Origin of the sequence: Salinibacter pepae (assembly GCF_947077775.1) — a bacterium.
Lineage (GTDB): Bacteria > Bacteroidota > Rhodothermia > Rhodothermales > Salinibacteraceae > Salinibacter > Salinibacter pepae.
In genome coordinates this window covers 3,102,696-3,123,756 of sequence record NZ_CAMTTE010000001.1, presented here as the reverse complement: position 1 = coordinate 3,123,756, position 21,061 = coordinate 3,102,696, and the positions used below count along the sequence as shown (strand labels likewise).

At 68.1% G+C, this 21,061-nt stretch carries 17 protein-coding genes; 5 read left to right on the top strand and 12 right to left on the bottom strand.

All coding sequences use genetic code 11. From position 1 onward, the window contains the following. The first annotated feature begins 40 nt into the window (after window positions 1-40). Window positions 41-1,045, top strand: coding sequence for an alpha/beta fold hydrolase (locus tag OJA40_RS13045; RefSeq protein WP_208427683.1), 1,005 nt, complete (start codon window positions 41-43; stop codon window positions 1,043-1,045). A 253-nt stretch (window positions 1,046-1,298) separates the two neighbouring features. Here the strand turns inward: OJA40_RS13045 and OJA40_RS13040 are convergent, their stop codons facing one another. Further along, the gene (locus OJA40_RS13040; RefSeq protein ID WP_208427585.1) at window positions 1,299-2,102 is read right to left on the bottom strand and encodes an SDR family oxidoreductase; all 804 of its coding nucleotides are present in this window, start codon (window positions 2,100-2,102) and stop codon (window positions 1,299-1,301) included. Between the two features lie 75 nt (window positions 2,103-2,177). Beyond that, window positions 2,178-2,954, bottom strand: coding sequence for an alpha/beta fold hydrolase (locus OJA40_RS13035; protein WP_263810862.1), 777 nt, complete (start codon window positions 2,952-2,954; stop codon window positions 2,178-2,180). Window positions 2,955-3,076: 122 nt separating this feature from the next. Between OJA40_RS13035 and OJA40_RS13030 the strand changes: the two genes are divergently transcribed. The 3 genes from OJA40_RS13030 to OJA40_RS13020 all read left to right on the top strand — a co-directional run bounded on the left by OJA40_RS13030 (window position 3,077) and on the right by OJA40_RS13020 (window position 7,294). Next, a complete protein-coding gene (locus OJA40_RS13030) occupies window positions 3,077-3,748 on the top strand; it encodes an acyloxyacyl hydrolase (protein WP_208427587.1) in 672 nt (223 codons plus the stop codon). Window positions 3,749-3,779: 31 nt separating this feature from the next. Continuing rightward, window positions 3,780-6,404 carry a S9 family peptidase gene (locus OJA40_RS13025; RefSeq protein WP_263810860.1) on the top strand — a complete coding sequence of 875 codons (2,625 nt, stop codon included), beginning with the start codon at window positions 3,780-3,782 and terminating at the stop codon, window positions 6,402-6,404. Window positions 6,405-6,493: 89 nt separating this feature from the next. Further along, entirely contained in the window at window positions 6,494-7,294 is an 801-nt protein-coding gene (locus OJA40_RS13020) for a CPBP family intramembrane glutamic endopeptidase (protein ID WP_208427672.1), read from the top strand. Window positions 7,295-7,402: 108 nt separating this feature from the next. Here the strand turns inward: OJA40_RS13020 and OJA40_RS13015 are convergent, their stop codons facing one another. The 10 genes from OJA40_RS13015 to leuS form a co-directional block, all read right to left on the bottom strand. Next, the gene (locus OJA40_RS13015; RefSeq protein ID WP_263810859.1) at window positions 7,403-8,470 is read right to left on the bottom strand and encodes a PorV/PorQ family protein; all 1,068 of its coding nucleotides are present in this window, start codon (window positions 8,468-8,470) and stop codon (window positions 7,403-7,405) included. Between the two features lie 47 nt (window positions 8,471-8,517). Continuing rightward, a complete protein-coding gene (locus OJA40_RS13010) occupies window positions 8,518-10,131 on the bottom strand; it encodes a FlgD immunoglobulin-like domain containing protein (protein ID WP_263810857.1) in 1,614 nt (537 codons plus the stop codon). Continuing rightward, window positions 10,128-10,661, bottom strand: a complete 534-nt coding sequence (locus OJA40_RS13005) for a hypothetical protein (protein WP_263810856.1) — start codon at window positions 10,659-10,661, stop codon at window positions 10,128-10,130. The genes OJA40_RS13010 and OJA40_RS13005 overlap by 4 nt, the downstream gene beginning before the upstream one ends. Before the next feature lie 80 nt (window positions 10,662-10,741). Further along, window positions 10,742-11,989 carry a site-2 protease family protein gene (locus tag OJA40_RS13000; RefSeq protein WP_263810854.1) on the bottom strand — a complete coding sequence of 416 codons (1,248 nt, stop codon included), beginning with the start codon at window positions 11,987-11,989 and terminating at the stop codon, window positions 10,742-10,744. Between the two features lie 63 nt (window positions 11,990-12,052). After that, complete coding sequence (locus OJA40_RS12995; RefSeq protein WP_208427562.1) at window positions 12,053-13,267, bottom strand: pyridoxal phosphate-dependent aminotransferase; 1,215 nt, start codon at window positions 13,265-13,267, stop codon at window positions 12,053-12,055. 136 nt (window positions 13,268-13,403) lie between these two features. Further along, complete coding sequence (gene accC / locus OJA40_RS12990) at window positions 13,404-14,771, bottom strand: acetyl-CoA carboxylase biotin carboxylase subunit (protein ID WP_208427561.1); 1,368 nt, start codon at window positions 14,769-14,771, stop codon at window positions 13,404-13,406. Window positions 14,772-15,000: 229 nt separating this feature from the next. Then, window positions 15,001-15,633: an acetyl-CoA carboxylase biotin carboxyl carrier protein gene (gene accB, locus OJA40_RS12985; RefSeq protein ID WP_263791455.1), complete on the bottom strand. Its 633-nt coding sequence runs from the start codon at window positions 15,631-15,633 to the stop codon at window positions 15,001-15,003. Window positions 15,634-15,678: 45 nt separating this feature from the next. Then, window positions 15,679-16,257, bottom strand: a complete 579-nt coding sequence (gene efp, locus OJA40_RS12980) for an elongation factor P (protein WP_208426919.1) — start codon at window positions 16,255-16,257, stop codon at window positions 15,679-15,681. 173 nt (window positions 16,258-16,430) lie between these two features. Continuing rightward, entirely contained in the window at window positions 16,431-17,189 is a 759-nt protein-coding gene (bshB1, locus tag OJA40_RS12975; protein WP_263810851.1) for a bacillithiol biosynthesis deacetylase BshB1, read from the bottom strand. Window positions 17,190-17,409: 220 nt separating this feature from the next. Then, window positions 17,410-20,001: a leucine--tRNA ligase gene (gene leuS / locus OJA40_RS12970; RefSeq protein ID WP_263810850.1), complete on the bottom strand. Its 2,592-nt coding sequence runs from the start codon at window positions 19,999-20,001 to the stop codon at window positions 17,410-17,412. Window positions 20,002-20,189: 188 nt separating this feature from the next. Here leuS and OJA40_RS12965 point away from each other — a divergent pair, with 188 nt between their 5' ends. Further along, entirely contained in the window at window positions 20,190-20,621 is a 432-nt protein-coding gene (locus OJA40_RS12965) for a CoA-binding protein (RefSeq protein ID WP_263810849.1), read from the top strand. The last annotated feature ends 440 nt before the right edge of the window (window positions 20,622-21,061 follow it).

Below are 21,061 nucleotides of genomic sequence, written 5' to 3'. Positions count from 1 at the left end.
CGAGGATCCGACCTATTGTTTCCGCCCCCCTTCCGTTCCGATGTCCGATTCGTCTTCGTCCTCCTCGTTCGGGCGCGCCGTGCTGACCGCCGGGGCGGCCCTGGCCGGCACCTACGCCAGCCTTGCCGCCGCCCGCTGGGCCTACCGACGCACGCTGCCGTCGCCGCTGTCTCTGCCCCCGGCGCTCGACCTAGAACCGCGTCCGGTCGAAACGCCGGACGGCCGTGCCCAGTGCTACGTCCGCCCCGGCACCGGGCCGCCGGTCGTGCTGCTCCACAGCTTCAACGCCGTGGCCTCGAGCCGTGAGATGCAGCCCATCGCCGAGCATCTGACAGCGACCACCGACCGGCCCGTCTACGCGCTCGACTGGCTCGGCTTCGGGCGGTCGGACCGGGGGCCCCGCGCCTACGCCCCGGCGCTGTACGAACGGCAGCTCTACCACTTCCTCGACGAGGTGCCTGGCGCCCCCGCCGACGTCATCGCGTTGTCGTTGGGGGGCGAGTACGCGGCCCAGGGGGCCCTGCAAGCCGCCCCGCTCGTGCGCCGACTCGTGCTCGTGTCCCCGACCGGCCTCGCCCCCACGCAGGGCCCGTCCACGCCCGGCCGTCTGGGGCTCGCCCTGGCCGACCACACCGGCACGTTCGAACTGCTCTACCACCGCCTCACCCGCCGCGCGTCACTCCGAGACTACTACGCCCGGCAGATCTTCCTGAGCCCGGACGCCATCCCCGACGCGCTGCTCGACTACGCCGAACAGACTGCGCAGGTCCGTGGGGCCTACCGGGCCCCGCTCCGGTTCGTGGACGGCACCCTCTCGGTCCCAAACGTCTCAGACGACGTCTACGCTCGCCTCTACCGCCCCACCCTTTTCCTTACCCCCACCACGCCCGGTTCCACTGTGCAGTCGTTCGAGCGACTCCCTGCGGTCCTCTCCCAGAACGCCCGCGACCTTTCCCACCAGGCCCTTCCTGGCGGCCTGCTCCCCCATTGGGAGGCCCCAGCGCCCTTTTTCGATGCCGTGGACGCCTTCCTCGACCTCCACTGAGACACCCGGACGAAGGCGCACCCGTCCCCTTCCGTGAGGGGCAGAAAATTTCGGTGAATCGATCCGGTTCACCGAAAGTTAGCGGAGCAAAAAAATCGGCGTGTGCTTATGAATGGGCGAATTACGACAGGGCAGCAGCCACAGGCTGCCGCCCGCTCCAGGGTTTTTGCCCCGGGCCGCGCCCTCCCCCTCCCCGCCCCGCGGTCCGGGGCTTTTTTATTTTCTCCCCGATCGATGGGGAGCGCGCGGCGCCTCACAGGAGGTGCTTGCTGCGGCCCCCATCGACGGGGAACGACACACCGGTCACGTAGCCGGCACGCGCACTGGCAAGGAAGGCCACCGTCGCGGCAAACTCGTCCGGCTCGCCAATGCGTGGAAGCGCGTTGTCATCCGCCCAGCCCGCCTCGACCTCCGTCCGCGACTGGCCGGTTCGCTCCTGTATCTCGTCGGCCAGGTCTTCGAGCCGCTGGGTGCGGGTGTAGCCGGGCAGCACGGTGTTGACCGTGATCCCGGTGGGCCCCAGGTCGTCGGCCAGGCTCTTGGCGTAGCCCTGCACACCCGCGCGGGCCGTGTTGGACAGCGCAAGGGTGGGGATGGGCTGCTTCGACGACACACTCGTTACCATGATGACGCGGGCATGGTCGTCCTCCGCCGCCGCCGTGCGGAGGTGTGGAAGCGCGGCGTCACAGAGCGAGATGGTGCTCATCAGATTGAGCTCCACCGCGTCGCGGTAGTCGGACGGGTCCAGCTCGGTGGCCGCTCCGGAGGGCGGGCCGCCGGCATTGGTGACGAGCACGTGGAGGCCGCCGAACGTATTGGCCGTCTGGGCGATGGCGCTTTCGACCTGCTCCGCATCGGTGACGTCACAGACGAGGGGCAACACCTCGGCGCCCGTATCGTCGCGGACGGCCTCCGCCGCCGCCCGGATGCGGTCTCCGTCTCGCGAACAGAGGGCGACACTGCACCCTTCCCGGGCGAGCTCGTGGGCGGTCGCCCGGCCCAGCCCCTTGCTCGCCCCGGCCACGAAAGCAGTCCGATTCGAAAGTCCTAGGTCCATGAGTACACGTGGGGAATTGTACGAGAGTGGTGCGCCCGCAACCTACGAACTGGCGCGTCCCGTGTCGACCCCCGCTCACGGTGCCGCCTCGGTGAGGAAGTCGGTCACCACCTCGGCCAGTGCGTCGGGGGCGTCGGCGTGGACCCAGTGGCCCGCCCCGTCGATGGTCACGAGCTCGGCGTTGGGGAAGCGCGCCCGGATGCCCTCGCGGTCCGCGTCGGCCACGTAGTCCGAGGCCCCGCCCCGCACGAAGAGGGCGGGGCCCTCGTAGGTCGGCGTGCGGGGCAGGGCCGCCGTAATGTCGTCGTAGTGCGCACGAATGGCGTCCAAGTTCATGCGCCAGGTGTAGGTCTCGCCGTCGTAGTCGAGATTTTTGAGCAGAAACTGGCGGACGGGCCAGGACGGCACGTCCTCGGCCAGCACGTCGTCAATCTCGTCGCGGCCGTCGTACGCCGTCGGGTTGATGCGGGCGAGTGCATCCAGCAGTTTGGTGTGGTGGGGCGGATACGCCTTCGGGGCCATGTCCACGACGATCAGCCGGTCAACCCGATCCGGACGCGAGAGCGCAGCCTGCATGGCGGTCTTCCCGCCCATCGAGTGGCCCAGCACGGCGGCCGGGGCGAGGTCGTGCCGATCGATGAACCGCCGCAGGTCCGTCGCGAGGGTTGGGTAGTCCATTGCGTCGGCGTGGGGCGACCGTCCGTGGTTGCGTTGATCCACGGCGTGCACGCGGGCCACGTCTCGGAACGCCGTCCGGCTGAGGGTGTGCCAGTTGCCGTGCGCGCCCAGAAGCCCGTGGAGAAGGATGAACGGAGGCCCGGAGTCGCCGTACTGGTTGTGGAAAAGCTCCATGTAGGATGGGGTTGAGTGAGAGAATGAACTGCTCGCACGGCCCCGGCCCCCGGCGCCGTGTGTTGCTGACATGGATGCGCCCCCGCCCTCACGCGCTGCTACGGACGAACTTGCTCCCGATTTTGCACGCTCGCCTCATCGTCGTCACTGTACTTGTCAGCCTCGGTGTCGTTGTTCCCTGCGCGGGCCAGCCTGCGGACAGCCTCGCCCCCTCTACGAATGCCGTCGGCGTATGGGCCGCCGGTTCGTTCGCGACCGGACGCCTCATCGGAAACATCCGGCGCGCCCGAGTGGGACTGGTGGGGCTGCGCTACCACCGCCTCCTCGCGCCGGCCTCCCCCTCTCCGAGTTTCGACGGCCCGACCCTCACGTACACGGCAGACCTGCTTCCCGTTCTCTTCCTGTCGATCCCGTCTGGCGCCCTTCCCGCCCTCCCATCCGACGAATCGAGTCCGGCGCGGATGTCGTCCTCTCGTCCCCAGGATCGAACCGCGGTCGGCGTTGGGGTCCGCCCGGTGGGCCTACGCCTCACCTACCGGCCCCACAAACGCGTCCAACCGTTCGTCGCGGGAAGCACCGGCCTCGCGTTTTTCGACCGCTCCGTGCCCAATGCGCTGGGGCGGTCGCTGAACTTTATGTTCGATCTGGGGGCGGGCGTCCGTGTGGTCCTCACCCCCACCCTGACTCTCACTGCTGGCTACCGCTACCACCACCTGTCGAATGGCTTTCGTGGACAAATCAATCCTGGCGTTGATGCAAATCTGTTCCGGCTCGGCGTCACCGCATCCCCCTAGCGTCCGCCGCACGACCGTCCCTGTCCTTCTGGTGGGTCTCCTCACGGGCCTCCTTCTTCCCACGACGGCATCTGCACAAGTCGCCTCGGACGGGGAGCGGCCCGTCCAGGCCCGGGACCTGTACCGGATGCGGGAGGTGACGGAGGTCGCCCTGTCCCCCCGCGGGCGGTCCGTGGCCTACACGGTGCGTCGCCTCTCACCCGGCCCGGCCCCTGCGCCTCGTGCCCGGCTGTACGTGGCCCGGACGAGCGGCCGGGACGATCCGCGCCTGCTGTTCCAAGACGAACACGACATCCGCGAGCCCGCCTGGCACCCCGACGGCACACACCTTGCCTTCGTCCGCCCCGTAGACGGCACGCCGCAGGTGTTCGTGATTCCTCTCAACGGAGGCGTTCCGTATCGGCTGACCGATACGCCGCACGGGGCCCAGGCCCCCCAGTGGGGCCCGGATGGAGAGCGACTGCTCTTCGCGAGCCGCGTCCCCGAGCCGGCCGTTCGGCGCCAGACAGCCCGCCGTCCCCCTACTGAACGGCCCGGCCGCACGGCGTCGGATACCATTCGCACCCCTCCGCCCGACACCCTTCTCGTCCTCCGACACGACCGGACGCTTCGTCCCGTCGATACCCTCACGGTGGACGCGGACGGCCGGCCTCAGACGCCCCCGGACACGACCGACACCCTCCAGGTTCCGCAGCAGTCGTCCCTCCCGGACACCCTCTCCGCCCCGCCCGTGCGTCGCCTCGCGACGCTCTCCTCCGATAGCCTACGGGCAGTCTTTGACCGGTTTCGGCTCCGTCCCGATACGACGACGGTTGCCGTGCAGCCCGACACCGCCGCCGCCCCGGACGGCACCCTCGCACAGGTCCGGCGATGGATGCACCAGAACCGCCGTTCCGAGACGGCCCTCGTCTCCTCCCGACTCGAGCTGCAGGGCGAGCGGCAGCTCCGGCCCACGCCGGCCTACCGCCATCATTACGTGGTGGACCTTCCCGCGGGCATCCGCTCCGGGCGCCCGCCGCGCCCCACGCCTCGCCTCTTGACGGGCGGCTACCGCTCCTACGGCCAGGCCGACTGGCTGCCCGGGGGCGAGCAGGTCGTCGTAAGCGGGACGCCCGCCACGACCGAATCGCCCGATCGCGTCCGTCGGCGCACCCTGTACGTGGCCGATCTGAACACCCCTCGGCTCCGTCGCCTGCTCCGCATTGAGAACCATGCCCTGACGTCTCCCTCCATCACGACCGACGGCAGTACGGTGGCCTTCCGGCTCGAATCGCTCGCCCCATCGAGCGACGCCCCCGCCGAGATCGGGCTTTTTGCACTGGATGGCCGCTCCCAGCCCCGCATTCTCACGAGCGCCCTCGACCGCGACGTGACGTCGGTCACGTGGGCCCCCGATGGCTGGTACCTGTACACGACGGCCCCCTCGGAGGGCGGACGCCCCCTCTTCCGCTTCACCCCCTTCGCCCAGGACACGACCGAGGGGGCTCCCCAGGCCCCAAGTCCGACCCTGCCTACCGACCGGGCCACATCGCGAAATACGTTCACGCTCGACTCGACCCTGGTTCGGCCCGCCGAGGCTGAACAACTGACGTCGGCCGCACGGGCCATACACTCGTTCGACGTGACCGACGCGACCGCCGTATACGCCTCAACGGACCCCACCACGCCCTCGGCCCTCTACGCCAATACCGTCAGCTTCAACAACGAGCGCCCCCTCGCCACCCCCAACGCCGAGTGGTTGTCTCGCCGACACGTGGCCCCCCCCGACCGCATGACGGTCTACCACGACAGCCTCGCCGTCACCGGATGGGTGACGCGCCCGGCCGCCTTCGCGGACTCGCTCCGGCATCCCCTGTTCGTGCAGGCGCGTGGCGGACCTCCGGCGTTGAGTGCCCCCTATACGCCGGAGGCGTGGTTCGAGCGGCAGTACCTCGCGGGGCGCGGCCTGGGGCTCGTCGAGGGGTTTCCACGGGGCTCAGCGGGCTTCGGGACGGCCTTCCGGCGCGCCAACGACAAAAACTGGGGCCCCGGTCCTGCCCGCGATCTTCTCGCGCTCGCCGATTCCGCGGCGGCGCTGTCCTGGACGGACTCCACCCAGGTGGCCCTCGGTGGCACCGGGTACGGCGGCACCCTGACTGCCTGGATTCTCGGCCGAACGAACCGATTCGCCGCGGCCGTTGCGCTCAACGGCGTGTACGACCTCCCGGCCCTGCTGGGGGGCGGCCGTGCGTGGCGCCTCGTGCCGGCAGAGTTTGGCGGATATCCCTGGGACGGCGTTCCGCCGCGTTCGCTCGGCGACTCTGTCCTCTCCTCCCGGCTTCCGTTTCCCGACTCGACCGCCCAGACGCCCTGGGCCGCCCTTCACCGCAACTCGCCGCTCACGTACGCGCACCGGATCCGCACGCCGCTTTTGCTGATGCAGGGCGGGGCCGACCGACGTATGGGGCCGTCTCAGGGCGAGCGCCTGTACAAACGCCTCAAGATCCTGGATCGGCCCGTCGAGTACGTGCGGTACCCTGGGGTGGGACACGACATGTCTGCCTCGGCCTCTCCACGCCAGCGCCTGGATCGTCTCGTGCGGACCTACGAGTTCCTTGCGCGCTTCCTGGAGCCCCCTGCGCCCCCGACCGCTTCTCAATCGCCCCCTCGGCCCTGACCCCACCGGCCCCCGTGGGCGCGCAGGGGCACTGCCGCCCCCGCCCCGGTCTTCTCGGCACCGCGTTCGCTGCTCAACTTCCTGCCCCCATGCTGCACGCACTGGCCGCCCGCCTCCGGACCGAGTGGCGTCGCCTCCGCCGGGCCGCCGCGTCCCTCGACGGGCAAACGACGTTCGTCCTCACGGGCGCGGCGGTGCTCGTCGTCCTCCAGGTCATTCTGGGAGACCGCGGGCTCTTCCGCACCCACCTTGCTGGATTCATTCCTCGAAGCTGGCAGGGACTGGCGACCTGGGGCTGGTGGTTCGGGATGCAGGGCCTGCTCGGCTTCGTGGTGCCGGCGGCAGCCCTCCGGGCATTCTTTGCGTCCACCCTGGACGAGATCGGCCTGGGCCTGGGCGAATGGCGCTTTGCGAGCGTCGTCGCTGCCCTCTACCTGCCGGTCGTGGCGGTGGGAACGTGGGTGCTCTCCGACGGCGCGGCGTTCCAGGAGCAGTACCCGCACTACCAGCCGGCGACCCGAGACTGGGCCGTGTTCTTCATCTACGAGGCCCTGTTTCTCTTCTACTGGGTCGGGTGGGAGTACCTGTGGCGCGGGTTCGTGCTCTTCGGCACCGCGCCCACCTTCGGCCTGTCGGCCATTTTTGTGCAGGCCCTCCCCTTCGCCGCCCTCCACATCGCGAAGCCGTGGCCGGAGGCGCTGCTCTCCGTCGTGGGCGGCATCGCGCTGGGCGCCCTCGTCTGGCGCTGCCGCTCCTTCTGGATCGCCGTCCCCATCCACGCCGCCCAGATGATGCTGCTCGACCTGTGGTGTGCCCTCCGCATCCGGACGGGCGTGTCGGGAATCGGGCCGGAGGCCTTCCTCGACCTGTTTGCTCAGCTTGGCGGTTGAGCGTTGGGGCGTTTCGTGTTGCGGGTTTTCCGCTGCACCTCTTTTCGTGAGCAGGATTTCCTACACGCCCCCTGATCCCACCAACCCTTCACTCTCAACCCGCTCTCCCTACAGAAAAAGCTCCACGGTTCCGGTGTTCATGACGGTTCGGACGTAGGGCTCAAGCGTGGCCGCGTAGCTGACGCGGAGGTCGAGGTCCCCGATGGACTGCCGCACGCCAAACCCGGCACTGGGACGAAGGCCGTTCGTGTCGTCTACCCCAAGGCGGTCGACCCCCACCCGGAGCCGAAGAATCTGAACGGGATGGTAGGCGGCCCCCACCCGCGCCCGCAGGTCGTGCAGGAGGAACGACTCGGTGCGCGTCTGGGCCCGCGGGCCGCCCGACGTTACGAGCGTCTGTAGGTCGCGCCGGTCCCGCGTGGTGTATCGGGACTCTACCTCCGCCAAGAATTGGAGGCGCTCGTCGAGAAGTGAATAGCTCCCCCCCACCTGTACCCGCACCGGAAATCGGTCCGTGTGGCTGCCCCCGCCTGCCGGGGCGGCGTCCCACTCGTATTTGGCCAGCAGATCCTTAACAGTGGCGGCCAGGGACAGTCGCCCAGTGGGCTGCACCCGCACGCCCAGGTCGACGCCAAAGCCCCGGACGGGGTCCACCTCGGGCAGCAGGTCGGACTGGTAGAGCGTGAGGGCTGTCCCCACCGCCAGCCAGTCCGCGAAGCGGTTGCCAAACGCAAGCGAGAGCGCAAACTCGTCGGTCGACAGCGTTTCGGTGCGGGCGCCATCCGCGTTGCGGCCGTCGATGTCGTTGACGCCGGCGTGGGTGAGGCTCAGTCCAATCCCGGCGGTCGGCCCGAGGGGCGCCGTAAATTCGAGGAACTGCAGCTCCCGGTCGAACGACAACAGCGCGGCGGACGCCGAGACCCGCTGGCCGGAGGCCGACGGAAGCAGGGCGGGGTTGTAGTGGGGGCTCACGTCCGCGGACGGGTCGGCCACCAGCGCGTTGCCCAGCGCCATGCCCCGGGCCCCAAACCCCAGTCGCGAAAACGCGCCCGTCCCCACGTCCTGACCGCTTGCCGGGACCGACATCCCGACCATGAGCCCGACCCCGAGCAGCATGCTCAGGCCCCCGTGCCGTCCCAGACGGCGAATCAGTGATGTGAGACTCCAGCTGCGCATGGAAGAACGAGCACGTGAGCGAAAGTCGGCGGCGCCGGGCGGGTCCCTCAATTTGACAGCAGGATCTTGCCCCGCACCGTTGTGCCCCCCACCTCCACCGTGTACAGGTACGTGCCGGTGGGCAGACGGAGGCCCGAGGCGTCGGTCCCGTCCCAGACGATTTCCTGCTGGCCCGCAGGCTCTTGCTCTTCGAGCGTGCGCACACGGTTCATCCCAAAGTCGTAGATGGACACCTCCACCGTCTGCGGCTCCGGAACGTCGTAGACGATCCGCACCGCGTCGTCGCGCGACGGGACGAATGGGTTCGGGTAGGCATAGGTCTCGACGTCGGGGACCTGCTCGGTCGGCTCGTCGGGATTGACGGGCACCTCGGTTCGGAACAGCTGCCATTCCGGCCGCGGCGCGTCGGGGGCATCGGGAAGCAGACGCGGCTCGTCCGCCCGGTCCAGGCGCAGCAGGCCCGCCGTCGTCCCCACCCAGAGCGCCGCGGGCGTAACCTCCACGGCGCGGGCCGTCAGTTCCCCCGGAAACGCCTGCTCCGGCTCGGCGAGCGCCACCTCTTCGACGGTGCGCCACGTGCGTCCCTGGGTTTCCGACACGAAGAGCCCGCTCTCGGTGGCGGCGTAGACGCGTGCCCGGCGGGCCGCCACGTCGTTCACCTGCTCCCCGATGAGGGGCTGCCGAAAGGTCTCCCCCCCGTCCGGCGTCACCGTCAGCCCGCTGCGCTGGAGCACGCTTCCCCCGTCGGCCCGCAGGGTCGCGATCCAGACCGGATTGCGCCCGTCGGGGCGCGGCTGCTCGGCCAACCCGAGCACGAGCTGGCCCGTCAGGCTGTTTGGGGTGCCGTCCGGCCGAAAGAGGCGCCAGGCCCGATCCCCGGACGGGCCGACGTCGCCCGGCGTGGAGCGGTTGAGGCCGGCCGCGGTGCCGGCCCACACCGTGCCCGTCTCGTCCACCAGCGCGCTGAACGCCCGGTAATTTTGGAAGCCGCGGCCGTCGCTTTGGGGCGGAGCGACGAGAAAGGTGTCCGGCCGGGACGGCTCGATCCGCATGCTCGTGTCTGGGGGGAGCACGACGCGGGACCACGTCTCTCCCTGGTCGGCCGAGCGACGGAGCCCGCTCCGCGACCCGGCAACCCACACGGTGCCCCCGCGTCCAAGGGCGATGTCTCGTGGCGGGGCGCTCGTCTCCTGCGTGACGGGAATTGCCGGAAGGGTCGACGCCCCGTAGGCGACCGTCGTGTCCGCCGGGTCGTCCAGCGGGACCGGCCGCGTCGAGAACGACGCCCCACCGTCGGTCGACACCAAAAACCCGCCCGCCCCGATCGCATTGCCGCCCGCATCGAACGCGAGCCCGGCCCACACGGCCGAGCCCCCCTGCACGCCGCCCTCGGCGGCCAGCGAGAGCACGACGTTGCTTCCGTCCTCCAGCCGACGCGTCACCGCCGGGTCGTCCGGCGTGAACAGGCGCGCCTCGTCCTCCGTGTACACCGTGAGCAGGGGCCCCGCCCACAGCGAGTCGCCCGCCGACGCCAGCGCCTGGACCGTATTGCTCGCCAGGCCCGTCGTCGGGCGCAGGTCCTGCAGGCGCGGCGGGGCCTGTCCCCACGCCGGCGCGGCCGCCAGTCCCAGCACGATAAGCGACGCGAGAAGGCGGTTCACAAGTCGTCTGGGCGGCGATGCATCTGCATGCGAAGAGCGTTTCCTCCGGCCTCCGACGTGTCCGACGGCACGAACCGAAACTGCCCCGTCACCTGGTTGCCCGATAGGCTGTCGTCGTCCACCGCAAAGACCCGCAGGGTGTAGATCTCGTCGCGGAGCGGAATCGACAGCTCCAACTGCCCGCCGTAGCGCCCCTCTTCACTCAACTCCGAAAGGGTGCCGGAGAGAGTCCCTCGAGGATTCGACGACGGCTCGAACAGAAACGCCACTCGTGCCACCGTCCCGTCCGGGTCCGTCGCCCGGGCGGAGAGGTCGACCGTCACCTGAGCGAGGGAATCCACAATCTCTCCCTCGGACAGATCCGACTCGTGCACGCTGTCGGGCGTGATCTGAAGGTTTGCCACCGACGGCCGGCGCTGGTCACGATCCGGAGCCGGCACCATGTCGCAGCCGCCCCACAAGGCCGGCCCCCCCCCAATCAGCACGGCCCCCAGCAGACGGCCCAGCATGGGCAATGTCGAGTCCACCATGGCAGAGAAGCCCGGATCGAGTCGGGTATTCGCAGGCGCCCGTGCCGTTCCTACTGGCTATGTCTTCGAGGCGCCGGGGACTACACCGTACTCAGGGGCTGTAGGCTGAAGCAAAGAATGAAGATGGCGATGGCCAGGTAGCCCAGGATCCGCCGGCCGGGCGTCAGTCGCTGCGGCCGCAGAACCGGCGGGTGCTTCACCCGGACGAGGAAGATAATGAGAAGACTCCAGACGAGCCAACCGGTCCATCCGAGGCCCGTCCAGCCGAGCGCCATCGCGGCGCCCACCCCCGACAAAAGGCCCACCAGTCCGGCCCAGGTGCGCTGGTCGGTTCCCCCGAAGATTTTGTACAGGTAGCCGTAGTAGATCGCCGCGAGGATGACCCACGACGCCCGCCCCAACCACGGACTCACGTCCTGAAGCGACTGCCGCATTCCATCCATGAACCCGATGCCCCCCGAGAACAGCAGCACGAAGACGAAGGCCTGCGCGAAGCGGCGGTGCCACGCGTCCCCCAGCAGCGCGTACAGCACGTGCCCGCCATCGAGCTGGCCCACCGGAAGCAGGTTGAGCGCCGTGAAGAACAGCCCGAGCCACCCCGCAAAGAGGACCGGATAGTGGTACATCTCGTACATCGGGGGGACGTTCGCGAAAACCTGGGACAGGGCCCAGTAGAGCGGCGTGTACCCCACGACCAGGACCGGCATCCCGTTGCCCGAGGCGGGGCGCGCGTCCGGGAACGTTCCGTGCTGGCGGATGTGCGCCTTCAGCGCCTCGTGGCCCGGCAGGTCGAGCAGGTACTCGGGGGGCGGAAGCGTAGCAAAGCCGTAGATCAGGGCCCCGAGCGCGACCACGAACCCCGCCAGCGGCCCGGCCACGCCAATGTCGAAGAGCGAGCGTGTGCTCGGGATGCGCTGCCGAATGCTGATGACGGCCCCGAAGTTGCCGATGCCGTTGAACGGAAACGGGATGTAGTAGGGCAGTGACGTGCGCACGTCGTGGTAGCGCGCCGCGAAGTAGTGCCCAAACTCGTGCACCGTGAGGAAGCCGACCAGCGGAATCGCGTAGCGCAGCCCGTCGACGAGCCAGGCCTGATTGAGGGTCAGCACGAAGAGGGAGATCGTCTGGTCGTGCGCCTCGTAGTGGAGCAGTCGGTTCGCCCACCACGAGGCCCCCACGTACACCGTGGATGCCAGCGTGAGCACGAAGAGGAGGAGGTGCAACCAGTAGCGGTCCGCGGTCGGTTGGGGCGCGGCCGCCGCCGAGGCCGAGTCGGGATCGCTGTTCACCTCAATCCGGGCGTCACCGGGGGACTGATTCGGTTCCACGAGCGAAAGCGTGCGTCAGTAACAATCGTGATCGGGCCCCGGTGCCACTCGGCGTCGCCCCCGTCAGCGAAGCGCCGCGAGCCCGGCCTCAATGCGGTCGAGGCCCGTTTCGAGATCCTCCATCGACGAGGCGTAGGACAGGCGAAGCCCGTCGGGCTCCCCGAACGCCGGCCCCGGGACGAGGGCCACGTCCTGCTCCTCCAGCAAGTAGAAACAGAGGTCGCCGCCGTCCTCAATCGTCGAGCCGTCCGGCGCCGTGGCTCCGAAGAAGGCCGACACGTCCGGGTACGCGTAGAAGGCCCCTTCGGGGGTCGGGCACTGCACCCCGTCGATGGCACGGAGGCGCTCCAGGACCACGTCGCGCCGGCGCCGAAAGGCCGACACCATCTCCTCCACCGGCTCCTTGTCCATTTCCAGGGCCGCCACGCCCGCCTTCTGCGTGATGCTGCTAGGCGCCGAGGTGAACTGCCCCTGGATCTTGCCCGCGGCCTCGGCAATCGGCCCCGGCGCGGCCATGTAGCCGAGCCGCCACCCCGTCATGGCGAAGCCCTTGGAGAACCCGTTCACCGTAACGGTCCGGTCCTTCATGTTCGGAAGCGACGCAAACGCGCGGTGTTCGGCGTCGTACAGGACGTATTCGTAAATTTCGTCGGACACGACGTAGACCCCGTCGTGGTCGCGCAGCACGTCGGCGAGCGCCGCCAGCTCGTCGGGCGAATACACGGTCCCGGTGGGGTTGGACGGGGTGCACAGGATGAGCAGCCGCGTCCGCTCGGTGATCGCCCCTTCCAGGGCCGCGGGCGTCAGGCGGTACCCGTTGTCCACGTCCGTGGGCACCGGTACCGGCTCGGCCCCACTGAAGCGCGCCATCTCCGGGTAGCTCACCCAATAGGGCGCCGGAATGAGGACCTCGTCGCCCTCGTCGCAGAGGGCGTGGATGGCCAGGGCGAGGGACTGCTTCGCCCCGTTCGAGCACACCACCTGCTCCGGCGTGTACGACAGGTCGTTGTCGCGGTCGAGCTTGCTGCAGATGGCCTCCCGCAACTCGAGCGTGCCCGGGTTTTCCGTGTAGTTCGTGAATCCGCTCCGGATGGCCTCCACGCCGGCGTCCGAGATCGGCTTCGGCGTCTCGAAGTCCGGCTCCCCCGCACTGAGGGCCACGACCGGGTGCCCCTGCCGTCGTCGTTCCTCGGCACGGGCCTTCATGGCGAGCGTGGCGGACGGCTGCATCGCGGCCACGCGGTCGTTAAATCGAACGGAGTGGGTGGAGGTCGACATGAGGCACCTGCGAACCAGCTAGAAGAAGAATGTAGGCGTGCCCGGCCCTCAAGGGCGCGGGCCCGGTTTCCCTTGCTCGTGCTGCGGGCGCGCCGGACGGGGGCGCTCCCCATGCGCCCTGAGCGTGTTCTGCGCCCTACGCGACCTCCGCCGGGGCGGCGTGCATTTCGAAGTCGTCGAGGAAGCGGGTGTCGAAGTTGCCCTGCTGGAACCGATCGTCGTCCATCAGCTGCCGATGGAACGGGATCGTGGTGTCGACCCCCTCCACGACGAACTCGGCAAGCGCCCGGCGCATCTTGCGGATCGCCTGCTCGCGGGTTTTGCCGTAGGCAATGAGCTTGGCGATCATCGAGTCGTAGGTGGGCGGGATGCGGTAGCCCGAGTAGGCCGCCGTATCGATCCGGATGCCGTGCCCGCCGGGCTGGTGAAACGCCGTGATGTCGCCCGGGGCGGGGCTGAAGTTCTGAAAGGGATTCTCGGCGTTGATGCGGCACTCGATGGCGTGACCCTCCATGGGGGGGCGCTCCTCGCTGTCCACGGTCTCGCCCATCGACACCCGAATCTGGTACTCCACCAGGTCGCAGTCCGTCACCTCTTCGGTGACCGGGTGCTCCACCTGGATGCGCGTGTTCATCTCCATGAAGTAGAAGTTGCGGTCGGCCCCCACCAGAAATTCGACCGTGCCGGCGCCCTCGTAATTCACGGCCTCTGCCCCCCGAATGGCAGCCGCGCCCATCTCTTCGCGGAGCGCCTCGTCAACGACCGGCGAGGGGCACTCCTCAAGCAGCTTCTGGTGCCGGCGCTGAATGGAGCACTCCCGCTCCCCAAAGTGCATCACGTTGCCCTGCCCGTCGCCCAGAACCTGAATCTCGACGTGGCGCGGCTTCTCGACAAATTTTTCGATGTACACCTCAGGGTTCCCGAAGGCCGCGTCGGCCTCGGAGCGGGCCCCATTGAAGGCCCGCTCAAACCCATCGGCCTCCCGCACCAGCCGCATGCCGGTGCCCCCCCCGCCCGCAACGGCCTTGACCATGACCGGAAACCCGATGTCGGAGGCGATCTCGGAGGCGGTGTCGAGGTCGTCGACCGTGCCGTCGGACCCCTCTACGATGGGCACACCCGCCTTGTGCATCTCCTCTTTCGCCTTCGACTTCTCGCCCATGAGGGAGATCGTCTCGGCGGAGGGGCCGATGAACTCGATGTCGTTGTCGGCGCAGATCTGGCTGAACTCGGCGTTCTCGGCGAGGAACCCGTAGCCGGGGTGGATGGCGTCGGCCCCCGTGACCTCCGCGGCGGCGATGAGGCGGTCGGGCCGCAGGTAGCTCTCCCCGGACGCCGCCGGCCCGATGCACACGGCCTCGTCGGCAAATCGGACGTGCAGGGCGTCGCGGTCGATCGTCGAGTATACCGCCACGGTGTTGATGCCCATCTCGTGGCAGGTGCGGATCACGCGCAGCGCAATCTCGCCGCGGTTGGCAATCAGAATTTTTTGGAGGTCACTCATGCGGGGTCAACAGAATCCGATGTGACGTGCGGGTTTTCAGGGAGCGTGATGCGTGAGGGTGGTGCGTGAGGTGCGTGTTCGAGGTCGACGCCGTCACGTATCACGCATCGGAACACCAAAGTTGGGGGCCACTCCATTTTCTCCGACGACAGCGAAGCCCCCCGAGCAGGCGCAACGGGAAGACGGCCCCAGGCCATCCCGGAGCCCTCACTGCTGCGTGAGACTGCCCTTATCCTTCATCGAGCACGAACAGCGGCTGGTCGAACTCGACCGGCTCGGCGTCTTCGACCAGGATCTCCTTGACGGTCCCCGCGGTTTCGCATTCGATCTCGTTCATCAGCTTCATCGCCTCGATGATGCAGAGCACATCGCCTTCCTGCACCTCGTCGCCCACCTCCACGAAGGGGGGGTCGTCGGGGGAGGGGGCCCGGTAGAAGGTCCCCACGATCGGGGCCTTCACCACGTGCTCCTCCGCGGCGGCTTCCGTCTCCTCCGCCTCGGCCGTTCCGTTCTCAGTCGCATCCGGGGCCGGCGCCGTGGACGTGTCGTCGGGGCCCGCCTCGTTGGCCGCCTGCGCCCCGCCCGAGGCCGGGGGGGCCGACGAGGCGGGCGCGTGGGACGGCTGCTGCTGGGGCTGAGGGGCCTGCTGAGGGGGCGCCTGCTGAGGCGGGGCCTGCGGCGGGTACTGCGGCTGCTGGGGGGGCCCGTACTGCATCTGGGCCGGCTGCGTCGCCGGCTGCATCAGGACCTGCGGGCTGTCTTGCCGAATGGTGAGCTTGAAGTCGTCCTCCTCAATCTCAACCTCCGACACCCCGCTCTCGGCGACAAGTCGAAGCAGTTCTTGAATCTTCGAGAGCTCCATGCGTCTGGATACGTGTGTGCGAAAGAACGGCGGGCACGCCCCGGGTTACACGGTGGAGGCGGCCGATACGCGGGTCTCGTACTCTTCGGTCTCGGTGTTGAGGCGGACGACGTCCCCTTCGTTGATGAAGAGCGGCACGTCGATGGTCGCCCCGCTCTCCAACGTCGCGGGCTTGTCCCCGCCCTGCGCGGTGTCGCCCTTCACGCCGGGCGTGGTCTCCGTGACCTCAAGGTCCACCTTCTGCGGCACTTCGGTGCGGAGCGGCTCCTCGGTGTCGGTGCGGAAGACAATGTCGACGTCGCCCCCCTCCTTCAAAAACTCGCGCCCCTCTACCTGCTCCGGCGGCATCGAGAATTGCTCGTAGGACTCCTGGTCCATGAAGTGAAGGCCGTAGTCGTCCTCGTAGAGATACTGGTGCTCGCGGCGCTCGACCCGCACCTCGTCGACCTTTGCTCCCGCCCGGAACGTCTCCTCCACCTCGTGGCCGTCCTTCACGTGTTTGAGGGTGGTGCGCACGAACGCCCCGCCCTTGCCGGGCTTGACGTGGAGGAAGTCGACGATCTCCCAGAGATCGTCCTTCCAGATGAACGTCATGCCGTTTCGAAAGTCACTCGTGTCCGCCATGGGGTGGAGGCAGGTCGTTTCGTCGCAGTTGCAGTGGGGTAATATATTACGCCGTGGGGAGCGGTGTCAACTCCCAACCGCCCTGGGCGGGTTTGATTGTAGCTAAAAACGTAGCCCGGTCGTTTGTTGCGGGGTCTGGGCCCGCCCCGCCCGCAATTCACGTGGGATCTAGCTCACCGAAACTCCTTCTCCTTGCTGAGCACGCCGGGCAGGTCCGTGACGCCGAAGGGGCCGTGCCGGTACTTAAACGGCTCGCCGTAGGTGGCGCCCACCGTGTATCCGTAGGTGCGGGCCCGCGATTTTACCCATTCGAAGAACTCCGGGTTGGACACGAAGGTCTCCGGCTCGTCCGCGTCCGGCTCGTAGTCGGGGTTGTGGAACTGCGACGCGAAGGCCTGCAGCGCCTCGATGCGCTGGTCCCATACGTCGGTCACGTCCACCACCATCGTCGGCTCGAAGGAGACGGCCTGCATGTAGTGGAGCACGTGGTGCGGCCGCCAGGGCTCTTGGGAGGCCCCGTCGGGGCCGGTCGTCTCAATCTCCTGGAGCCCGCTGTAGTAGAGGGCGTCGGTCGACAGGTCGGCGGCGTCGCTGTGGTCGGGGTGGCGGGACTCTGGGGCATTGAGGAGGACAATGTCGGGCCGGTACCGGCGCACGGCTTCAATGACCCGTCGCTGGTTGGCCTTCGTGTTGCGGAGGTCCCCGTCCATCAGCCCGAGGTTTTCCCGGGCGCTGAGGCCGATGATGTCCGACGCGCGCTCGGCCTCCTCCATCCGCTGCTGGGGGGTGCCTCGCGACCCCAGTTGGCCCTTCGTGAAGTCGACAATGCCCACGTCGTATCCCTGCTGGGCAAGGAGGCACACGGTCCCCCCCGCGCAGAGCTCTACGTCGTCGGGGTGGGCGGCGAGGGCGAGGACATCAAGTTTGGACATGGGAAGTGCGATCTTCAAGGATTGCTAACCGGAGAGAGAACTGCCCTGGGCTGAAGGTCCGTATTGCATGTTTCGTATTGCGTGAGGTGTGAAACGTGAACCGTGACTCGTGGGAACGTGACGGGGACTTTTCCCTCTCACGCGTCACTCTTCACGCATCACGGTGTCGGCCAATGCAGCATCAAGCCTGGCCCACACCACCTCCGTACGAGATGCAGGCTCATTCGGTGACGAAGTTCACGATCTGCCCCGGCACGTAGATCTCGCGCTGGAGGTCCTCGCCGTCGAGGTGACGAGCCACATTCTCGGCCTCCTTTGCGGCGGCGAGCACGTCCGCCTCGTCCGCGTCGGCGTCGATCTCGATGGTGGCGCGAACGGTGCCGTCGACCTGCACGGGCATCTCCACGACCTCCCGCCGGATCAGCTCGTCGTCGTACGCCGGCCAGTCCGCGTGGGCCAGCGACTGGTCGTGGCCGAGCCGGGCCCACAGCTCCTCGGCGAGGTGCGGCGCGAACGGACTCAGCAGCAGGACGAACGGCGTTCCAACCTGCCGCGGCAGTGCGTCCCACTTGTTGGCCGCGTTCACGAACTCCATCATCGCCGCGATGGCGGTGTTGAAGTTTCGCGCCTCAATGTCCTCCGTCACCGTCTTGATGGTGCGGTGCAGCGTGCGGAGCTGCCCGCGGTCCGGCTCCTCGTCGCTCACCGCAAGCCCGCCGCTGTCCGTGTCGACGACCAGGCGCCAGATGCGGTTGAGAAACCGATGGACCCCCTCCATGTCGTCGGTGCTCCAGGGCTTGTCCTGCTCCAGCGGCCCCATGAACATTTCGTAGAGGCGGAGCGTGTCGGCCCCGTACTCGTCGACCACGTCGTCGGGGTTGATGACGTTGCCGCGGCTCTTGCTCATCTTGTGGCTGCGGGCGTCGACCTGCACCGACGGCCGATCCGCGAGAACGAACACGTCCCCGTCCTTCTCGACGTCCCCGTCGTCCACCGGTACGGGCGTGAGGTCGGCATCGTCATCCACCTGCTCGGCGGAGACGAAATCGCCGGCGTCGTCCCGGTACGCCGTGTATTCCGTCTCGCCCAGGATCATGCCCTGGTGCACCAGCGTCTGGAATGGCTCCTTCGTGGAAACCACGCCCGCGTCGTAGAGCACCTTGTGCCAGAAGCGGGCATAAAGCAGGTGCAGCACCGCGTGCTCGGAGCCGCCCACGTACAGGTCGACCGGCATCCAGTATTTTTCTTTCTCCGGGTCGACGAGCCGCTCGTCGTTGTCCGGGTCGATGAAGCGGAGGTAGTACCAGCAGGACCCTGCCCACTGCGGCATCGTGTTCGTCTCGCGGGTGGCGGGCGCGTCCGTTTCCGGATCGGTGGTCTCCCTCCAGTCCTCGATGGTGGCCAGCGGCCCTTCGGGCGTGCCGCTCGGCTCAAACGTGTCGATGTCGGGCAGCGTGACCGGCAGCTCCTCCTCCGGCACCGGCTTGTCCGTGCCGTCCTCCGTGAAGACGATGGGGAACGGCTCCCCCCAGTAGCGCTGGCGGCTGAAGAGCCAGTCCTGCAGCTGGTAGTTGACCGTGCGTTCCCCCTTCTCCTCCTCGTCGAGCCACTCGGTGATGGCCTCTTTCGCCTCCTCATTGTGGAGCCCGTTGAGGGAGACCGCCTCGTTGGCCGAATGGACGTGCGGCCCGTCGCCCGTGTACGCCTGCTCGTCGATGTCGCCCCCCTCCACGACCGCCCGGACCGGCAGGTCGTATTTCTCGGCAAACGCGTGGTCGCGCTCGTCGTGGGCGGGGACGGCCATGATGGCCCCGGTGCCGTAGGAGACGAGCACGTAGTCGGCCACCCAGATCGGAATTTCCTCCCCGTTCACCGGGTTCACGGCGTAGCCGCCGGTAAACACGCCCGTCTTGTCGCCCTGTTGTTGGCGCTCTCGCTCGCTCTTCCGGAGCGCCTGTCGGCAATACTCGTTTACGTCCTCACGGTGCTCGTCGGTCGTAATGGCGTCGAGCAGCTCGTGCTCGGGCGCCAGCACCATGTAGGTGGCGCCGAAGAGGGTGTCGGGCCGCGTGGTGTAGACCTCCAGTGAATCGTCCACGCCCACGAGGTCGAAGTAGACGTTTGCCCCCTCCGACCGGCCGATCCAGTTGCGCTGCATCTCCTTCGTGCTCTCCGGCCAGTCCAGGTCCTCCAGCCCCTCCAGCAGCCGATCGGCGTACTCGGTAATCTTGAGCACCCACTGCCGCATCGGCACCCGCTCGCAGGGATAGCCGCCCCGCTCAGATTGTCCGTCGATCACCTCCTCGTTCGCCAGCACGGTGCCCAGCTCCTCGCACCACCACACCGGCTCCTCGGACTGGTAGGCGAGTCCCTGTTCGTAGAGCTGCAGGAAGATCCACTGGGTCCACTTGTAGTAGTCCGGGTCCGTGGTGTTGATCTCCCGCTGCCAGTCGTACGAGAAGCCGAGGCGCTTCAGCTGCCGCTTGAACTGCGCGATGTTCTTCTCCGTCGTCTCGCGCGGATGGGTGTTGGTCTTCAGCGCGTACTGCTCGGCGGGCAGGCCGAACGCGTCCCACCCCATCGGGTGCAGCACGTTGAACCCCTGCTTGCGTTTGTAGCGGGCCACGATGTCGGTGGCCGTGTAGCCCTCCGGGTGGCCCACGTGGAGGCCCGACCCGCTGGGGTACGGAAACATGTCGAGCACGTAAAACTCCTCCTGGTCGTCCGGCACCTCGTCGGGCGTGCGGAAGGTCTGGTGCTCTTCCCAGTACTGCTGCCACTTGGTTTCAATGTCGTGAAACGGATAGGCCATGACGGGCGGCGGTTGGACGATCTAGTGGACTGTGGCGCCGAGAACGCTCCCCGGTTCGCACTCGGCACAAGGCCGTAACGAACACCGAATTGTACGGGACGGAGGGGAGAAGAGGATCCTGCAGTAAGGCATAGGGTAAGCACCGCCTCTCCGCCTCTCCACTGCCCACGCACGAATTCAATCGTTCTATGCCCGGCAATCCGTCCCCGGACCTGCTCACTGTGCTCGACACGGCCGACACGATTGCGGTGGTTGGCTGCTCGGCCACCCCGACGCGCACGAGCCACAAGATTGCCCGGTACCTGCAGGACCGCGGCTACCGCATCGTGCCGGTCAACCCGAACTACGACGAGGTGCTCGGCGAACCGTGCTACCCGGACCTGCCGAGCCTCCCGGCGGCGGTGAACCTCGACATCGTCGACATCTTCCGCGCCCCAGAGCACACGGCGGACATGGTCCGGTCGGCAATTGAGCGCGTCGAGCAGACGGACGAGCACCCGGTGATCTGGACGCAGCTCGGGGTGTCGACCACGGAGGCAAAGGCCCAGGCCGAAGCGGCGGGGCTGCTCTACGTGCGCAACCGGTGCATCAAAATCGAGTACGACCGGCTTCTCGCGTGAGCTCCACGTGCACGGGCGGCTGCTCGTCTGCCCCCCCGACAGTGCCTTTTCTATCACCGCGGCCTTTCCTCCTGTAGACTCGGCCCCACACCGGATGGGGACAGCAAATCCCGTCGGGCAGCGCCGTCTTGTCGCGGGGAGCGGTCGCTCCCCCCCGAACGTTCGAGGCCAGGCGCACGCGATGGTGATCGAGCCGGCTCGGGCGGGCACCGCTTCTGCTGTCACTCGCGATTCTCTGGTTTGCCGTCCTCTTCCCTCGGGGGGCCGGAGGCGCCGGGCCGGGCGCACGTGGCATCCGTCGATCCACCGGGGTCTGTGCCGGGGCTCGCCCACGTCCCGCCGCCTTGCTCCGACGCTCCGCCAAAGTTGTTGCGGGTTTTTCTGTATTCGACTGTCCAGCGGCGGCCTTCGAGAGTTGCGTCTTATCGCCTGCTCCCTCA

Excerpts from the sequence above, each read along its gene's own strand:
- OJA40_RS13045 (WP_208427683.1), top strand. The coding sequence starts at position 41 with ATGTCCGATTCGTCTTCGTCCTCCTCGTTCGGGCGCGCCGTGCTGACC.
- accC (WP_208427561.1), bottom strand. The coding sequence starts at position 14,771 with ATGAGTGACCTCCAAAAAATTCTGATTGCCAACCGCGGCGAGATTGCG.
- bshB1 (WP_263810851.1), bottom strand. The coding sequence starts at position 17,189 with ATGTCCAAACTTGATGTCCTCGCCCTCGCCGCCCACCCCGACGACGTA.
- OJA40_RS12995 (WP_208427562.1), bottom strand. The coding sequence starts at position 13,267 with ATGTCGACCTCCACCCACTCCGTTCGATTTAACGACCGCGTGGCCGCG.
- OJA40_RS13020 (WP_208427672.1), top strand. The coding sequence starts at position 6,494 with ATGCTGCACGCACTGGCCGCCCGCCTCCGGACCGAGTGGCGTCGCCTC.
- leuS (WP_263810850.1), bottom strand. The coding sequence starts at position 20,001 with ATGGCCTATCCGTTTCACGACATTGAAACCAAGTGGCAGCAGTACTGG.
- OJA40_RS13040 (WP_208427585.1), bottom strand. The coding sequence starts at position 2,102 with ATGGACCTAGGACTTTCGAATCGGACTGCTTTCGTGGCCGGGGCGAGC.
- accB (WP_263791455.1), bottom strand. The coding sequence starts at position 15,633 with ATGGAGCTCTCGAAGATTCAAGAACTGCTTCGACTTGTCGCCGAGAGC.
- efp (WP_208426919.1), bottom strand. The coding sequence starts at position 16,257 with ATGGCGGACACGAGTGACTTTCGAAACGGCATGACGTTCATCTGGAAG.
- OJA40_RS13035 (WP_263810862.1), bottom strand. The coding sequence starts at position 2,954 with ATGGAGCTTTTCCACAACCAGTACGGCGACTCCGGGCCTCCGTTCATC.
- OJA40_RS13005 (WP_263810856.1), bottom strand. The coding sequence starts at position 10,661 with ATGGTGGACTCGACATTGCCCATGCTGGGCCGTCTGCTGGGGGCCGTG.
- OJA40_RS13015 (WP_263810859.1), bottom strand. The coding sequence starts at position 8,470 with ATGCGCAGCTGGAGTCTCACATCACTGATTCGCCGTCTGGGACGGCAC.
- OJA40_RS12965 (WP_263810849.1), top strand. The coding sequence starts at position 20,190 with ATGCCCGGCAATCCGTCCCCGGACCTGCTCACTGTGCTCGACACGGCC.